At 44.3% G+C, this 14,593-nt stretch carries 11 protein-coding genes; 7 read left to right on the top strand and 4 right to left on the bottom strand.

Going from position 1 to position 14,593, the window contains the following annotated elements:
- The first annotated feature begins 148 nt into the window (after positions 1 to 148).
- From FME95_RS08215 to FME95_RS08235, 5 genes are all read left to right on the top strand, one after another.
- The gene (locus tag FME95_RS08215) at positions 149 to 1,306 is read left to right on the top strand and encodes a Fic family protein (protein ID WP_147713903.1); all 1,158 of its coding nucleotides are present in this window, start codon (positions 149 to 151) and stop codon (positions 1,304 to 1,306) included.
- 9 nt (positions 1,307 to 1,315) lie between these two features.
- The gene (locus FME95_RS08220; protein WP_147713904.1) at positions 1,316 to 2,932 is read left to right on the top strand and encodes a class I SAM-dependent DNA methyltransferase; all 1,617 of its coding nucleotides are present in this window, start codon (positions 1,316 to 1,318) and stop codon (positions 2,930 to 2,932) included.
- Positions 2,929 to 4,488 carry a restriction endonuclease subunit S gene (locus tag FME95_RS08225; RefSeq protein WP_147713905.1) on the top strand — a complete coding sequence of 520 codons (1,560 nt, stop codon included), beginning with the start codon at positions 2,929 to 2,931 and terminating at the stop codon, positions 4,486 to 4,488. Before FME95_RS08220 ends, FME95_RS08225 begins: the two co-directional genes overlap by 4 nt.
- A gap of 175 nt (positions 4,489 to 4,663) precedes the next feature.
- Positions 4,664 to 4,948 carry a type II toxin-antitoxin system HigB family toxin gene (locus FME95_RS08230; protein WP_147713906.1) on the top strand — a complete coding sequence of 95 codons (285 nt, stop codon included), beginning with the start codon at positions 4,664 to 4,666 and terminating at the stop codon, positions 4,946 to 4,948.
- Positions 4,949 to 4,971: 23 nt separating this feature from the next.
- Positions 4,972 to 6,153 (top strand): ImmA/IrrE family metallo-endopeptidase, encoded by a 1,182-nt coding sequence (locus FME95_RS08235; protein WP_147713907.1) that lies wholly within the window; start codon positions 4,972 to 4,974, stop codon positions 6,151 to 6,153.
- Between the two features lie 150 nt (positions 6,154 to 6,303).
- On the opposite strand, the gene FME95_RS08240 is transcribed toward FME95_RS08235, so the two are convergent.
- Positions 6,304 to 7,218, bottom strand: a complete 915-nt coding sequence (locus FME95_RS08240; protein ID WP_147713908.1) for a DMT family transporter — start codon at positions 7,216 to 7,218, stop codon at positions 6,304 to 6,306.
- Positions 7,219 to 7,455: 237 nt separating this feature from the next.
- Between FME95_RS08240 and FME95_RS08245 the strand changes: the two genes are divergently transcribed.
- Positions 7,456 to 8,064, top strand: a complete 609-nt coding sequence (locus FME95_RS08245; protein ID WP_147713909.1) for a response regulator transcription factor — start codon at positions 7,456 to 7,458, stop codon at positions 8,062 to 8,064.
- Here FME95_RS08245 and FME95_RS08250 read toward each other — a convergent pair.
- The 3 genes from FME95_RS08250 to FME95_RS08260 all read right to left on the bottom strand — a co-directional run bounded on the left by FME95_RS08250 (position 8,041) and on the right by FME95_RS08260 (position 12,275).
- Positions 8,041 to 9,756 carry an ATP-binding response regulator gene (locus FME95_RS08250; protein ID WP_147713910.1) on the bottom strand — a complete coding sequence of 572 codons (1,716 nt, stop codon included), beginning with the start codon at positions 9,754 to 9,756 and terminating at the stop codon, positions 8,041 to 8,043. The two genes, FME95_RS08245 and FME95_RS08250, sit on opposite strands and share 24 nt — an antisense overlap.
- 178 nt (positions 9,757 to 9,934) lie before the next feature.
- A complete protein-coding gene (locus FME95_RS08255; RefSeq protein ID WP_147713911.1) occupies positions 9,935 to 11,095 on the bottom strand; it encodes a hypothetical protein in 1,161 nt (386 codons plus the stop codon).
- Between the two features lie 169 nt (positions 11,096 to 11,264).
- Positions 11,265 to 12,275 carry a serine hydrolase domain-containing protein gene (locus FME95_RS08260; protein WP_222709925.1) on the bottom strand — a complete coding sequence of 337 codons (1,011 nt, stop codon included), beginning with the start codon at positions 12,273 to 12,275 and terminating at the stop codon, positions 11,265 to 11,267.
- Positions 12,276 to 12,884: 609 nt separating this feature from the next.
- On the opposite strand from FME95_RS08260, the gene FME95_RS08265 reads away from it, so the two are divergent.
- Positions 12,885 to 14,480 (top strand): methyl-accepting chemotaxis protein, encoded by a 1,596-nt coding sequence (locus tag FME95_RS08265; RefSeq protein WP_147713912.1) that lies wholly within the window; start codon positions 12,885 to 12,887, stop codon positions 14,478 to 14,480.
- The last annotated feature ends 113 nt before the right edge of the window (positions 14,481 to 14,593 follow it).

Genomic DNA, 14,593 nt, shown 5'->3' on the forward strand with positions numbered 1-14,593 from the left:
CGACATAAAAAGCAGATATGTCGTCTGCATCGACATATGCCAAGCGCAGCGGAAAAACAAACCAAAGTTAAAACAACCCAAGCTCTTATTTTAATTTTGATCTTAAGTTAAAATAACACAACTTCTTAATTTAACTTCAGGGACCGACATGGATCGCGGAACGACTGGAAAATACATCAAGAGCATCGCCGGTGGAGTGAAATGTCAGGCGTTTGTGCCTGATCCTCTACCTCCAGAACCGGCTTTGGTTCTGGACAGCAAGCTGCAAAACCGTATCAATCAAGCCATGTTGGCCTTAGGTCGTTTGGATGCGATCAGTACGTTGTTGCCCGATGCGAGGCTGTTTCTATACAGCTATGTGCGTAAAGAAGCGGTGATGTCTTCTCAAATAGAAGGGACTCAATCATCTCTGAGTGACCTAATGCTCTATGAGATGGAAGGATTACCTGGCGTGCCAATGGATGATGTCCAAGAAGTCTCGTGCTACGTCAACGCGCTGGAACTGGGGGTGCAGCGAATACGAGAAGGGCACCCAATCACATACAGGTTGATTACTGAACTGCACAACGCACTAATGACGTCAGGACGCGGGATCAACAAAGGTCCTGGCGAGTTTCGAAAAAATCAGGTCTGGATTGGCGGCTATCGAGCGGATGAGGCGACATTCGTTCCAGCACCGTCGAACGAACTGGCTGAATGCTGGGCGGCTTTAGAGCGATTTTTAAACGACGTACCGGAAGCGACTGATCCGCTCACTAAAGCGGCATTGGCACACGTTCAATTTGAAACCATTCACCCCTTTATGGACGGTAATGGCCGACTAGGTCGCTTACTGATTCCATTGGTTCTGGTGGCTGCGGGTATCTTGAACGAGCCGCTGTTGTACTTGTCCGTGTTTTTTAAAAAACACCGCCAAGTCTACTATGACCGATTGCAGCAGGTACGTCTGACTGGCGACTGGGAAAGCTGGCTGCTGTTTTTTGTTGATGCCGTTGCAGAGACCGCGGCGCAGGCCGTTGACACCGCTCAACAGCTCAACGCATTGAAGCAAATGCATCGGCAATCACTCACGCAATTGGGCCGGCTGGCACCTTCGGCTTCGCAGGTTTTGGATGTGCTGTTCGAGTACCCGATTGCCAACATCAATACGCTGGTTAAGCATGCCAATATAACAGCCGCAACCGCAGGCAAAGTAATGGAACGCCTGGCTCAGCCTGAACTGGCACTGGTGCAAGAGCTCACCGGCCAAAAACGTAACCGAGTTTTTGCTTACACCGCTTACATAGACATACTAAATAAAGAATAAAGAGACCTCATGACCAACAACGACATCGTACAAAAACTCTGGAACCTCTGTGACGTACTGCGCGACGACGGCATTAACTATTCCGACTACGTCACCGAACTGGTTATGCTGCTGTTCATAAAAATGGTGCACGAAAACACCGAAGCTGGCGTATTAAAAAAACACCCGCTGCCAGAAGGTTGCCGTTGGGCAGACTTAAGCGGTAAATCAGGCATTAACTTGCTTAACGATTACAAAGCCATTTTGCTGGCGCTTTCTACCGGTAAACGCACGGCGGTCATTAAAGCCAAAAAAGAAGGCGAAGCAGACAGCGTCGAAGAAGTTATTGTTCATAACGACCCGTTGATCAGCGCCATTTACGCCGACGCTCAAACTCGTCTACGTGAGCCAAAACATTTAGAACAAATTATTAAACGCTTCGACGAAATACAAGACTGGTTCAGCGCCAGCAAAGATGGCCTCGGCGATTTATACGAAGGTCTGTTAGAGAAAAACGCCGGCGAAACCAAAAGTGGCGCAGGCCAATACTTTACCCCACGCGCGCTGATTAACTGCATGGTGCGCTGCATAAAACCGCAAATCGGTGAAGTCATTCAAGACCCGGCCGCGGGCACCGCGGGCTTTTTGGTCGCCGCCGACCAATACCTGCGCGAGCAAACCGATGATTATTATGACCTTACCGACAAGCAAGCAAACTTCCAAAAGAACAACGCCTTTGTCGGCATTGAGCTGGTACCTAACACCCGCCGCCTCGCCCTAATGAACTGTTTATTACACGGCATGGAAGGCGACAACGAAGGCGTGGTGCACTTAGGCAACGCCCTAGGCGAAGCCGGTAAAGCCTTGCAAAGTGCCGATGTTATTTTAGCCAACCCACCCTTTGGCACCAGCAAAGGCGGCGAAGCCAGCAATACCCGCGATGATTTAACCTATAAAACCAGCAACAAACAGCTGGCCTTTTTGCAGCACATTTACCGCAACCTAAAACCCGGTGGCCGCGCCGCCGTAGTATTGCCCGATAACGTACTGTTTGAAGCTGGCGTTGGCACCGATGTGCGCCGCGACCTAATGAACAAGTGCAACCTGCACACTATTTTACGTTTACCGACCGGCATTTTTTACGCCCAAGGCGTTAAAACCAACGTACTGTTCTTTAACAAAGGCAGCGCAACCGACAAACACCAACAAGAAAACTGCACGCAAAAGGTTTGGGTGTACGACCTGCGCACCAACATGCCCAGCTTTGGCAAACGCACGCCATTTGGCGATAACCACTTAAAACCGTTTGAAAACGTTTACGGTGAAAACGCCGACGGCACCAGCAAGCGCAACGAAGGCGAATACAGCTTTGGTGCCGAAGAAATCGCCGTAGATAAACAGGCCACCGTAGAAAACCAAGGTGTAGACGACAAACTACTGCATTCAAGATGGCGTAGCTTCAGCCGTGAATGGATTGCACAGACCAAAGGCGACTCGCTCGACATCAGCTGGTTAAAAGACAAAGACAGCGTCGATGCGGCGAACCTGCCCGCGCCGGAGGTTTTAGCGCGGGAGGCGAAAGAGGAATTGGCGGGAGCGATGGAGGAGTTGGAACAGTTGATGATTGCTCTGGGGGAAAAGGCATGAGCGATCAGAACTTTTCTTCGGTTGATGAGCTGGAAACTGCAAGTTTAAAAACCAAAGGCAGTGAATTTGAGTTAGAAAGCAGAAGCTGGGCATCGACTTATTTTACTGACGTTCTAGATGTCCAAGGCGGAACCCAGCCTCCAAAGGCACAGTTTATTTCAGAGCCTTCTGAAGGGTACGTTCGTTTACTTCAAATAAGAGATTTTGGCGCGCGGCCAGTGCCAACTTATGTACCTGAAACGAACAAGCTTAAGAAGTGTACTAAAGATGATGTATTGATTGGTCGATATGGCGCCTCTTTGGGCCGGATTTGTACAGGAATGGAAGGAGCATACAATGTCGCTTTAGCCAAAGTCATAAGCACTTCTTATATAAACAAAAAATTCATAAAACACTATTTGGAAGGGCCGATTTTCCAGAACCCTTTAGCTCTATTGTCTCGTTCTGCACAAAATGGCTTTAATAAAGGTGACTTGGAAAGTTTTGAATTCCCACTCCCCCCTCTAGCCGAACAAAAAGTCATCGCCGATAAACTCGATATCCTACTCGCGCAGGTCGAATCCACCAAAGCCCGCCTGCAACGCCTCCCCGACATCCTCAAACGCTTCCGCCAATCGGTTTTGTCGGCGGCGGTGAGTGGGAAGTTGACGGAGGAGTGGCGTATTGAAAATCCGGCAATGAAAGTCAACGTTTCGCAAATTGCGCAGCAACACAGAGATCACTTAACGAAAGCTAAAAGTAAGTATAGGGAGCCACTTGGATTTAAGACGAATGAATTAACTCCCGAAATACCTAAGAGCTGGCGATGGTATAGGGCTGAAGAGTTATGTGATTTTATCACTAAAGGGACTACACCAAAGAAAGACGACATGGCAACCGTAGGAGATATTCCATATATAAAAGTTTACAACCTCACTTTCGATGGAAGTTTAGACTTTACTATTGAGCCTACTTTTATTCCTAAGGCTGTTCATGATAAGGATCTCAAGCGTTCTAAAGTCTTTCCTGGCGATGTGCTGATAAATATTGTAGGGCCACCTTTAGGAAAAGTATCTATTGTTCCGAGTTCGTACAAGGAGTGGAACATAAATCAAGCAATTAGTATTTTTAGGCCAGTCTGTGGCGTCTCAAATCGATATTTAAGTGTCTGCTTAAGAGATGAATATCTGTTAGACCTAACGAAATCAAAAGCTAAAGCTACTGTGGGTCAGTTCAATCTAACTCTTGAGATTTGTAGAGATTATTCGATTCCAGTTCCTCCTTTCGAAGAGCAAACCGAAATCGTCCGCCGAGTAGAAGAGCTCTTCCAATTCGCCGACCAAATCGAACAGAAAGCCAACGCCGCACTGGAACGGGTAAATAACCTAACGCAATCAATTTTAACCAAGGCCTTCCGCGGTGAACTCACCGCCGACTGGCGCGCGCAAAACCCGGATTTGATCAGCGGCGAGAACAGTGCTGAGGCGTTGCTGGAAAAAATCAAGGCTGAGCGTGAAGCGCTTACGGAAAAAAGTAAACCGAAAAAGAAAACCGTGCGCAAAAAGGCGAAGGCATGAGAGTACTGAAAGGCTCGGCACTTCCCTGTAGTGGTCGGGGGAATCAGGGAGTGGTTCGGTGGTTGAGTTTATAATGCCGGCAGCTGAAATCTCTTATGACAATTTGGTCTAAATGACCGGTTCCCATAATGGGAACATGAGGCTATAGTTCCCGTTGAGGGAACCGAGGGTATCTATGCAAGTCTTAGGACAAGACAAACTCGAAAAATGCATAAAAAAGCATGCGAATTCAAAAGGCAGCTTAGAAAGCTGGCTCGCAGAAGCGAAAGAAGCCAAGTGGCTAACTACCCATGATATTAAAAATCGATATGCATCCGCTGACTTCCGTCCGGGCAATCGAGTCATATTCAATATTAAAGGTAACCATTATAGGTTGGTCGTTAGAGTTCGCTACCAGAATGGCATTGTGATGATCGAATGGGTTGGCACGCATGCCGAGTACGATAAGCAGTCCTTCTGAAAATTGAGTGCGAGAGTAGGATTATGAAGTTGATTAAAAATAGTACAGATCATCAAAAGGCTTTGGAGCGATTGAATGCGCTGTTCGACCTAGACCCTGAACCAGATTCCGCAGAAAGTGACGAAATTGATGTTCTGGCCTTGCTTATCGAAACCTATGAAAAAGAAGCGTTTCCGATTGATATGCCAGACCCCGTTGAAGCTATCCGCTTTCGTATGGATCAGCAGAATCTCACTCAAAAAGATTTGGTTCCTTATTTTGGCTCCAAATCAAAGGTGTCTGAGGTGCTGAATGGTAAAAGAGCGCTAAGTCTAGCGATGATTCGTAAACTGCATTCAGGCTTAGGGATTCCTTACGATGTGCTAATGCAGGAGCAGCCTAAAGAGTCAGACAATGTGGTGGTTGACTGGCAGGCATTTCCTCTCCATGAGATGAAAAAAAGAGGGCTATTTGGCGAGCTTAGCGATCAGTACAAGGGCCTGAAAGACTATGCGGAAGATCTTGTTTGTAAGTTTTTTCAACGCGTACCTGGTGCGTTGGATATACGGCCCGCTCTACTTCGCAGTAGCGCACATTTACCTACCAATACCAAAGAAGACGACCCTTTTGCTCTATGGGCTTGGCAGGTTGAAGCTAAATATAAAGCCATGCAGATTACTGTGGAGAATTACAACCCAGAACGTTTAACCGACGATTTTATGCGGTCTTTGGCTAACCTCTCGGTATATAGCGATGGGCCGACAAAAGCAGTTGAAGCGCTAAACTCAATTGGTATTCGCGTTGTATTTGTTGAAAAACATGCCAAAACCTATTTAGACGGTGCGGCATTCCTAGTGGATGGCTCTCAGCCCGTGATTGCCCTGACACTTCGTTATAATCGCTTGGATAATTTCTGGTTCACGCTGCTGCATGAGGTTGCTCACGTGAAGTTGCATTTAAATGGCGATACTTTCTGGATACTTGATAATTTGGACGATGAAGCAGCGGACGCCATTGAGCAAGAAGCTAATGATCTGGCACAACAGTCGTTAATACCGAGTGAACTTTGGAATGGCACTATTGCTGATGAGTATGATGTCGAGCAGGTGGCTATTAAAGCGAAGGTCAGTAAAGCCATTGTTGCAGGACGGTACCGGCATGAGCAAAAGGACCATTCTCGCTTTAGCAACTTAGTGAAAGAGCCTGTTAAGCCTTATTTTGAGTAGTGGCGGCTCTACTCTGAAAAGAGTCTGATGAAAAGAAAAAGGTCTATGCACAAGTGCTGAGCGATGCGAGAAACCAGACAAACACATACTAACGCTACTAAAAAATACACGACTACGCTGAATACAAGCAATCTGCCATTTGCCTCCAGCTCACTTGCCAGAACTAAAAAACAAACCAGTGAAGATCAGCGCCATGCCCGTTAGCTGGTAGTAGTGAATGCTCTCACCTAATAATAATACTGACAACAAGACGCCAAATACGGGCAGCAAATTGATCGAGGCACCGGCTTTTGCCGCGCCAAGTTTGCCAATGCTGGCGGTGTAAATCAGGTAGGCCAATACTGAAGGCACGATGCCGACGTAAGCCAGTGCCCAGAGGCTCTGCTTGCTCCAAACCAACGGCTGAGCATGAGACAGCTCCACAATAAAAAACGGCGCGAGTAAAACCAAACCAATAAGAATTTGCGCGCTCATGAGACCATAGCGATTAATCTGTGGCGGTATGGTTTTTAACAATAGGGTGTAAGCGGCCCAACACAGAGTGGCAACAAACACCCAAGCGTCGCCAGCGTTAAGATGAAAGTGCAGCAACAGCTCTAAACTGCCTTGGGTGACAATAACAATAACCCCGGCAAACGAAACACTCATGCCAAGCCAGTGTCGCCAAGTGAGCTGCAAACTAAAAAACAACGCACCAAACAGGCTGATCAATAACGGAATAAAGGCATTCAAAATAATGGCATTATTGGCGGTTGTGGTTTGCAAACCTAAGTAGATCAACGAATTAAATGCACAGATCCCCAAGGCTGAAGCGATGAAAATTTTTTTGCGATGTTGCCAGTAAAGTTCTCGTTGCTGTTTGAGCATACCAAGCGTAAACGGCAACAGCACTAACGCGGCAATCAACCAACGGAAAAAATTTAAACTGATCGGCGGAATATCACCACGTACCGAACGGCCAGCAATAAAGTTGCCCGCCCAAAACAGCGGCGGTAAACAAATCAGTGCAAGTGTTAGCAGTGTGTTTTTGTAGCGATTAAACTGAGGTAAAGCGGTGCTATTCATTGATATCCCCAATCTAGGCTAAATCTGCTCATCATTACGTCCATTCATTATTAACTGTACAAGCTAGTCTATACTTAATGTGTGACTCTTATAGCGTTTATTACTTTTATGTATATATTTTTCACGCTATTTATATAGAGTCGTATAAATCGGACTGATGTTATACCCAGATCATTCGATTCACTATAGATTGCACTTACATACTTACAGTCAACAAAGCAGATAGTTAGAGTTTTTATGCTGATATATTTAATTGATGACCATCAGATGTTTACCGATGCGATGCAGATGGTTATTAAAGATGCACTCCCAGATTACCAAGTGCTCGCTTTTACTTCACCACTGAATGCACTAGAAGGCCTCACACAAGACCAACCTAGCCTAATCATTTTAGATTTGGAGATGGCGGAATTTAATGGCTTTTCGTTTCTACAAATTCTCTCGCAACACAGTTATCAAGTACCTGTTTTAGTCTGTTCAGGGAATTTAAACGAATCGAATAAAGTTCTCGCCTTACAATATGGAGCTAAGGGCTTTCTTACCAAATCCAATGGTTCCGAAGAAGTTCTTACTGCTATTGCATCGCTGCTTTCAGGAAAAACCTACCCAGAAAATATTGAGCATTATATTAAAAAGATCAATACAACGACTTTATCCAATAGACAATGCGCTATTTTAAGTCTTATGCAGTCTGGAATGCCAAACGCAAAAATTGCAGAAACGCTATTTTTAAGCACCAATACTGTGAAGACTCATATCCGATTAATGTATAACACTCTTGACGTAAACAGTCGTATCGAATGTCTAAACAAAGCCAAAGAGTTAGGGCTTATCAACAACCTGTAACATTGCTTCAATTTCCTCTAATAGTTCATTGCCTGATACTGGCTTAAATAAAACTCTTAGATTACCTTCCTTTAGTACTTTTAACCGTTCTGGCGACGTATTTCCAGTAATCACAATAACCGGTATGTTAGGGTGCTTTTTAGAAACTTCGTTAATGATATCTTGAGAGTTTTTAGCATTCGGTAACCTATCATCTGTTAGCAAAATATCCGGATGCCAATTAGATTGCATTATTACTTCCGTACCGGATAGATCCTTACATATTCCAACATCATGGCCTTCTGCAACCAATAACAATGAAATTGCATCGGCTACGGCCTCTTCATCTTCCACCAATAAAATTCGGTAACTAGAAGGTTTTGCATATGCTAAATACTGTTGCAAATCAGTAACAGGCTTACTAGCTGCATCTAACCGTAGCGTAAAGCAAGTGCCCTTGTTAGGTTCAGATGTCACATGGATATCAATTTCATGCAGGTTGCAAAGACGTTCTACAATTGGCAAACCAAGCCCCATGCCTTGCTGTAAATCTTTATCACTATCGCCAAGCTGAGAGAACTCTTCAAAAGCCAGCTTTAACTCTGCGCTTGTCATTCCTACGCCAGTATCTCGAACTTGTATTTCGACATAACCATTGCGACTACTAGCTTTTAGCCATACTGATCCAGACGGTGTGTAGCGAATTGCATTGGCAAGTAAGTTATCGAGAATCTCACCAACAAGGTGCTCATCGATTTCAGCCCAAACTCGATCGCTACTGTAGTGAAATTTTAGAAGTTTTTCTTCTGCCTGTATCCGGTGAATAGACGCGACTCGACTGAGCAACTCACCAATAGGCTGGATTCTTTTTTCTACCTTTATGACTCCAGCATCCATTTTTGATAAATCCAATAAACGATCGAGCAACAAGCCTGCACTGTGGAGGCTATCAGCGAGATTATTTACTGTTTGATTAGTACGTAGCTGAGGATTTTTTTGCATCGTTTCAGCATAGAGCCTTGCCGCTTGAATGGGCTGGCGCAAATCGTGGCTAGCAACTGCAACAAAACGGGTCTTGGCTTGGTTTCGTTGCACGGCTAGCTTTTCAGAGTCCCTGTGTTCTAAGCGAAGTATAATCGACTCTATTTGAGTGCGGTGTATGATCAAGCTAAAAACAACCAACGATGCCCACGTGACTGGAGCAATGATGCGAGGTAACCATTCGCTATCAAAATCAGCGCCCCATAAGTGCCAACCAAAACTAAAAAATACAGGTGTTAAAAACAAAACATACACATCAGGATAGCTTCCCATCGTGACCGAAGGTGTAGATGCTATAACAACGATTAACATAAGAACGCACAACATCTGAACTTGCGATGCATCGGGGAAAAATAAAAATGGTGTCGCCGCCCAAAGCAGTCCCCACGTTAAAGCTAAATATAAATTTACCCAATGCCAATATTGAACAGCCATGGATAGATTTAATATCGATTTAGTTGATATTGCTTGCAGGTTATGACGGCTAATAATAAACCAGGAATTAAAAGAAACGAACAGAACGGCTAGAAACCATATCATTAAGGTTTTAAAGGATGCTGACTGATAGAAAATAGCGCCAACAAATAACGCACCGACCGCTGTCGAGAGCATGCGCGAACCGACTTCGCTCATAAATAGCCGATGCCGCTCGAGCTTGATATCGGCAGCCAATGGGTGGTCTCTCCAATAGCCCAAAAAAAACTGCCTCAATTTTTGTGTGATATATAACAATGGCTTAACCTATGAGAAGGGTGACATGCTGTCACCCTAATAGATTTGTAAGTGCTTTTATACTTTAAGAGCCTGTCTATTTAAAATAGCACTTAGGTTAAAAAGCACTGGTCTGAATTTAACGCGCTACGTTGATAATTACGCCAGCATCCGTTGCATCATTACACCAAAATGATTCAACATAACCGTCGCCTTCTACGCCGACCAACACATCGCTACAATTCAGTGAATCTGTATTAGTCAGAAGTTCCATATCAATTGTCGAGCCGATATCTGAACGATACTCAACCTTAGCAATACCGGCGACATCGCTGTCAGAAACCATATAGATTTCATCAAAATCGGTACTTGAGCTAGCAGGCAAAACATACATATCTTTAACATACATACTTTGAACGACATTACTCGCAAAGATATCATTTGCCGTTTCTTGAACAACGGTGTTGGTTCCACCTTTGAGATCATAATAATTAATCAGGTTTGTTCCTTCACTATAATCGTATTGATAATAATAAACCGAGTTAGCATCTGCGCCAAAGCCAACAGCAGATAAAGTATCACTATTGCCAAGAGCATATTCAAAATAGACTCCGTCTAGCTCAATACCGCCATCGTCGAGGTCAAATGAATCATCTAAGTCAAAACTAGCTAATACCAAATATGGTTTATAATCAGAAGAGCCGCCGCTGTATGTTGTATTCACTTCACCCGCAACAGCTATCAAGAGCGTATCGTCCTCGACTACTGCCGCAGAAATATCTTCACAACCACGTACTTCATAGGTGTTTGTGCCAGTGTCTTCCAGATCAACATCATAAACGATTGCTGGATCCGTCATATCAAACACATACAATTTTGCTGACTTCTCATAACCCGTTGTATTCGCACCGTCTTTACAGGCGACAACATAATCAATAGCGCTACTCGATGCGACCGTCATATCAGTAAAATCGGCAATATCATTGACGTTATCAATGCTTTTAATTTCATCAAGCTCTGTATCTGGCAAGGTTACTGAACGGAAAGAAAACACATCGCCACTCTGACCAGAAACCGAAGAGCCTTTTAGCGTTGTAATGGTAGAAGCCGACGCTGTGCCACTGTAGCCGAGCCCTAAAATCCGATCAGTACCGGCACTCCACGTTAAATCAGTAACTTCAATAGCTATATCACCTGAAGAACCCGAGCCACCTGATGAGCCTGAACCTGTATCGCCACACGCCAACAACGCTATGCTCGCTACCACTGCCACCGATTGGCTTAAGATAATATTTTTCATAATACTGAGAATCCCTCTGTCATTATTTATTAGTGGCTAGCAATAAAGAAGCAGCCAACGTCTTAAAAAATCGAAGGGAATACTAATGAAGCAGCAGAACGACAACTTCACCCTAATGGGTGATTTTTAATATCAAATAGGCAGAGCCTTTCACCTAAACTCTCTGCGTTTATTTTTTACTCGCCACAAACTCGGCAACTAAGTCGTGTAACTCATCGCGATAACCAGTGCGGCCAGAAGGTAGGTTTTCTTGCGAGGTAATGGCGATGGTCATTTCCAACTCTGGCAACACGTAAATCATTTGGCCGCCGTAGCCCCAGCCGTAATAACCTTGTACGCCGGAGAAATCTTGCATAAACCAGCCGTAACCATAGCGACCTCGATGAAAGCGTGATTGAGTGCGCGGCTGCCAGCTTTGCTCGATCCATTGCTCTGAAACAATACGCTTGCCCGATTCGGTTACGCCGCCTCTACGATAAAGTTCACCAAAGGCCAACAACGATGCTGGCGTCATGCCCAGTTGGTTGCCACCCATCGGAATGCCTTGCGGATCGGTTTCCCAACTTTCGATGCGAACACCACTACCTTGAAACCATTGGTTAGCAAGACGATAAGGGTTCTCGCCCGCTTCTCGCATCAAGATGGCAGAGAGTAAATGCGTATTACCGGTGGAATAGAGCATGTTGCCGCCAACAGGCTCATCAAAGGGCCGATCCAAAACCGCCTTAACCCAGTTGGAACTGGCCACCCAACGGCCATAATTTCGGCCAGAGGTTCGTTCCAAACCTGCTTGCATAGAAAGTAAGTGACCAATGGTAATTTCATTAAGCCGAGAGTCGGGATTGCTTGGCAGCTGATCTTTTAAGATCGGCGCAATCGGCTGGTCAACGCCTTGCAAGATATCGCGTTCAATCGCCATGCCGACCATCGCCGACATCACCGATTTAGAAACCGATTTTACATTGGTGACCGAATCTAATCGGTATCCGTTATAAGCCTTAGCAAGCAACACTTCGCCGCGTTCAGCGACCTGCAACGTTTTTATATTGCGATAGCTTCCGGCGCTGGCATCCAATTCACTCAAGCTCATCGCCGATAAGTTTTGGCCTACAAACAGACAAACTAATACGGCGCTTTTAAATAACCGAATCATGCCTGCTGCTTTCAATATGTCATGCATAAATAAATGCCTTTATGGGTTCTTGTCATAACAGCCAGTGTAACTTCCGGCCATTAGGAATAGACACTAAAACAGCCAATTAGTGCTGCACAGCGATCAAAAAAATACTTCGTTGCAACAGGCTATGCCAATACTGGCTAGGTGCTTAAAAATACAGCTAAATATAATACCGATTATCTTCCAGCGTTCGAGTTTGCTTGCAACGCTTCGGCACACATCAACAGAGATGTTTTCATTTAAATAATCATACAAATTACTGCGCCTTTAGCTAAGCGCATCACAAATATTAGTTTTTTAACCAAGTCGCTACCTACCAGATTAAGCATCTTGGTCGATACTTTTAAACACTGTTGTAAGTCAAGCAATGAGCAAATCAGTTCAGAGCAAACAAAGCTTTCAATAAAACAACGTTAGAACTTTATCTATAAAAAATTAATTGAAATTAGTTTTTCATTAGCTGTTTTTTTATTGCCGTAAAGTTTAATCCATATAACTGGGTGGCGAAATTTAGCGACCAATAACGATAACAAAAAACTCATGCCAAGGAATATCGCTCAAAAACGGATGATGTCACTTAAAAAAAACAGCTTAACCAAATGAGAAACAAATATGAAACTATCTAAGCAATTAAGCATATTGGTGATTTTATTCGCTATAGGATTGGTCACCCTCAGTATTTTGTCGTTGAACATCATCAAGGAAAATTTAATCGAAGCGAGAAAACACGAAATAAAAAATATTTTAACGCTGACTCGTGAACAGATTAATTATTACGTCGAACTTGAAAAGCAAGGACAGATGAGCCGTGAAGAAGCCGAAGCCGAGGTTGTTAAGATGCTATCGACTATTCGTTTTGGTGAATCCTATATTTGGGCAAACGGCAACGATGCTCGATCTAAAGTCCACCCCAATGCAGATCAGATAGGTAAAGAACAACAGAGTTACCAACCGGCATTAAAAGCACTCGCCGAAAGCGAGTTTGTGTTTAGTGAAGGGAAATTTCCCAAATCCGGCGCTGAAGGTTTATTCGATAAAATAAACGGCATGACTCTCGTGCCCGAATGGCAGTGGGTATTTGGCTACGGAATTTATACAGCAGATCTCAACGAAGACTATAAAGATATTGCGCTCTACTTTTTAATGGTCGGTGCCATTATTTTTATTGCCATTCTTATCTGTTCGTTTTTTGTTTCAGGCCTTATCGTTAGAAATATTTTAAAAACCATTGGCGGAGAACCTCGATACGTAACTGAAATCACCAGCCGTATTGCTGAAGGTTATTTAAACGAAGAGATAAAAGGAAAGTTCAATAATCAAAGTTTGATGGCTTACGTACAAACAATGCAGCAGTCACTTAAAGAAATGGTTAAACGAATTCAACAGGGTGCCGAGCTTTTAAGCTATTCAACAAAAGCACTCGATGGCCAGATGGAATACATTTTAGCCGCGACGCAAAAATCAACCGAAGCAGTGCAATCTACCGCTGCGGCCATTCAGGAACTTTCCGTTAGCATTGAAGATATTACAAGTAGCGTAAAGGACACCGAACAAAATTCAGAAAATTCTTACGAGATGGCTTCTAGCGGCGAAGGCAAGGTGCAATCTTCGGCGCAGGGCATTAGCGATATTTCATCACAAATTAACCGTTCGACAGAAGAGGTCAACAGCTTACAAAAACGTTCGCAAGAAATTGGCAACATTGTCAATGTGATTTTGGAAATCGCCGACCAAACCAATTTACTCGCATTGAATGCAGCCATCGAAGCTGCACGTGCTGGCGAACAGGGTCGTGGCTTTGCTGTGGTTGCCGATGAAGTGCGCACCTTGGCTTCACGCACAGCCTCAGCAACGTCAGAAATCACCGAGACCATCAACCTGGTTCAAGCCGACACCGAAAGTGTTGCCGCCACTATGCAGTCGGTATTACCTAAAGTAGAGCACAGTGTGCAGACCTCAAATGAAGTAACAGAAATTCTAACTAAGATTCGTAACGCCTCAGATGAAACGCTAAGTAAAATTCGAGAAATTTCTAACTCTTCCAGCGAGCAAACAACGGCGATTCAGAATCTTTCAGAGCACGCCGAAGAGATTTCGAATGTTATGCAAGACACTGCAGAAAATATATCTAACTCTAAAAAAAGCACCAACGATCTTCGTAATCTTGCTCAAGAACTGCACAACAGCGTTGGCTACTTTAAGCTTTAGCGACTGGGTTATAGCGTTTTGACGCTGTTATAGCTGCAAGGCTTTAACGCTACTATAAAACAGTTCTACAATCTGCTAATCGGTAATCTATAAGCCATACTCTGCTGCTGAAA

The sequence above is a fragment of the Reinekea thalattae genome, assembly GCF_008041945.1.
Taxonomy (GTDB): domain Bacteria; phylum Pseudomonadota; class Gammaproteobacteria; order Pseudomonadales; family Natronospirillaceae; genus Reinekea; species Reinekea thalattae.

What these genes read in the sequence shown, in the direction of transcription:
- FME95_RS08215 (WP_147713903.1), top strand. Translation starts at nt 149, where the DNA reads ATGGATCGCGGAACGACTGGAAAATACATCAAGAGCATCGCCGGTGGA.
- FME95_RS08245 (WP_147713909.1), top strand. Translation starts at nt 7,456, where the DNA reads ATGCTGATATATTTAATTGATGACCATCAGATGTTTACCGATGCGATG.
- FME95_RS08230 (WP_147713906.1), top strand. Translation starts at nt 4,664, where the DNA reads ATGCAAGTCTTAGGACAAGACAAACTCGAAAAATGCATAAAAAAGCAT.
- FME95_RS08255 (WP_147713911.1), bottom strand. Translation starts at nt 11,095, where the DNA reads ATGAAAAATATTATCTTAAGCCAATCGGTGGCAGTGGTAGCGAGCATA.
- FME95_RS08265 (WP_147713912.1), top strand. Translation starts at nt 12,885, where the DNA reads ATGAAACTATCTAAGCAATTAAGCATATTGGTGATTTTATTCGCTATA.
- FME95_RS08235 (WP_147713907.1), top strand. Translation starts at nt 4,972, where the DNA reads ATGAAGTTGATTAAAAATAGTACAGATCATCAAAAGGCTTTGGAGCGA.
- FME95_RS08260 (WP_222709925.1), bottom strand. Translation starts at nt 12,275, where the DNA reads ATGCATGACATATTGAAAGCAGCAGGCATGATTCGGTTATTTAAAAGC.
- FME95_RS08240 (WP_147713908.1), bottom strand. Translation starts at nt 7,218, where the DNA reads ATGAATAGCACCGCTTTACCTCAGTTTAATCGCTACAAAAACACACTG.
- FME95_RS08225 (WP_147713905.1), top strand. Translation starts at nt 2,929, where the DNA reads ATGAGCGATCAGAACTTTTCTTCGGTTGATGAGCTGGAAACTGCAAGT.
- FME95_RS08220 (WP_147713904.1), top strand. Translation starts at nt 1,316, where the DNA reads ATGACCAACAACGACATCGTACAAAAACTCTGGAACCTCTGTGACGTA.